The sequence below is a fragment of the Pseudomonas sp. 57B-090624 genome (assembly GCF_003234055.1).
In the GTDB taxonomy this organism is placed as follows: Bacteria; Pseudomonadota; Gammaproteobacteria; order Pseudomonadales; family Pseudomonadaceae; genus Metapseudomonas; species Metapseudomonas tohonis.
On sequence record NZ_QKRU01000177.1, the window covers coordinates 1 to 1,289 of the forward strand.

A 1,289-nucleotide genomic window follows, 5' to 3' on the forward strand; every position below is an offset into this window, starting at 1 on the left:
GTGTTCAGCCGGGGGACATAGGTGACAGGTGTCGGGAGACATAGGTAACGCATTTAGGCTTACGGGATCCTTCGAAGAGGAGTTCGAGCGATGCCGTGGCAGGAGTGCACCACCATGTCGATACGACGTGAATTCGTATTGTTGGCCCAACACCCGCAGAGCAACATCCGGGAGCTCTGTCGACGCTACGGCATCAGCCCCAAGACGGCTTACAAATGGCTGGAGCGATATCAAGAACTGGGGGATTCCGGCCTGCAGGATCAGTCCCGTCGTCCGCTGACGAGTCCTGGACGCAGCAGCGCCGAGCTGGAGCGAGAGGTGGTGCGCCTGCATCACCAATTCCCTTATTGGGGCGCTCGCAAGCTGCTCCATCTGTTGCCAAAGGCCATGGATCGCCCTCATCACAGCACCCTCGATGCGATTCTTCGGCGCCATGGCTGCCAGGTGCGCTATCACGCCGAAGACGCCCAGGCACCGGCCACCCAACGCTTCGAGCACAAGCAACCCAACGAGCTCTGGCAGATCGACTTCAAGGGCAACTTCCATCTTTCGGACCGTAACTCGCCACGTTGTCACCCGCTGACGGTGCTCGATGACCATTCACGCTTTGCGCTCTGCCTGGAGGGCTGTGAAGGGGAGCGCCTGGAACTGGTTCACCCCAAGCTGGCCGCGGTTTTCCGTCGCTATGGGCTGCCATGCCGGATAACGGCCGACAACGGCCCGCCCTGGGGCTCAAACATCGAGGGCGGCCTATCTGCGATGGAGGTCTGGCTGATGCGCCTGGGTATCGACGTCAGTCATAGCCGCCCTTACCACCCACAGACCCAAGGCAAGCTTGAGCGTTTCCATCAAACCCTCAAGCGTGAGCTGCTGCATCGCAGCTTCAGTGACATGGAGCACTGCCAGCGCGTGATGGACCAATGGCGAGACCAGTACAACCAACAACGACCTCATGAGGCACTGGGCCAGTTACCACCGATATCGCGCTATCAGCCAAGCCTAAGGGCGTACCCGGAGCAATTGCCGGAAATCGAGTACGAGCCGGAGGACAAGGTGCTCAAGGTAGGGGGAACCGGACAGGTGCAATTCAAAGGGAAAAGCCGGTTCGTCGGTGGTGGGTTATTGGGCGAGCGAATCGCAATACGCCCCACCGGTGTGGATGGTGTCTACGATGTGATTTTCATCCATAAGACAATCCGCCAGTTCGACCTGAGAGAGAAGAAGTAACGACCAGCAACCCGTTACCCATGTCCCCCGACAAGCGTTACCCATGTATCCCGGCTAAACAC

1 protein-coding gene is annotated in these 1,289 nt (G+C 59.0%); it reads left to right on the top strand.

All coding sequences use genetic code 11. From position 1 onward, the window contains the following. Positions 1-90 precede the first annotated feature (90 nt). The gene (locus tag DMX10_RS32240) at positions 91-1,227 is read left to right on the top strand and encodes an IS481 family transposase (protein WP_111264893.1); all 1,137 of its coding nucleotides are present in this window, start codon (positions 91-93) and stop codon (positions 1,225-1,227) included. The last annotated feature ends 62 nt before the right edge of the window (positions 1,228-1,289 follow it).